The organism is Mesorhizobium sp. WSM4817 (genome assembly GCF_055811135.1).
The window spans coordinates 1-472 of record NZ_JBVVQQ010000136.1; the positions used below are offsets into that span (position 1 = coordinate 1).

The 472-nt window shown below is 56.4% G+C and carries 1 protein-coding gene and 1 pseudogene; both read left to right on the forward strand.

The genetic code is table 11. The features are described 5' to 3' along the window. Positions 1 to 230: hypothetical protein (locus tag AC0L2K_RS35070; RefSeq protein WP_473533672.1), on the forward strand; the 230-nt coding region annotated here is incomplete at its 5' end. Positions 231 to 346: 116 nt separating this feature from the next. Next, positions 347 to 472: pseudogene (locus AC0L2K_RS35075) on the forward strand (TauD/TfdA family dioxygenase); the annotation flags it as partial.

Below are 472 nucleotides of genomic sequence, written 5' to 3' on the forward strand. Positions count from 1 at the left end.
AATGGGCGGCAGCCCCCGCGCTCCTCAGCAGCAGAGTGGTCCAGGCGTCCACTAGCAAGGCGATCCGTTGCTTCCGCGATGGCCTTCCTGATCCGGCGCTGGATCTTGCACCATCAAACCCCATCTCGCGCCGTTTCCCTGCCCAGAGAGAACTCAACACCGAGACCGGAGCAACGGAGACGGCTCTTTCGTCGAGCCAGTTTAATTTGGAACATTATTTCTATGTTTAAGTCGATTATCTTGTTCAATAGCTCTGTTGACTCGCGATGAGACTTTCAACGCCGCGCGACATCCGCTGGCCGGATGTGACTTGCTGTCTCCCTCCAAGATCAATCAGGAGATCCCCATGAGCAATCCAGTCCTTGTCAACCAGACCATTCCTGACTCCGACGTTGTACCGCTGACCAGCCGTGTTGGAGCTGAAATCAGAGGCGTCCGCCTTGGCGGAGACCTTTCGGACGCAGCGATAGCA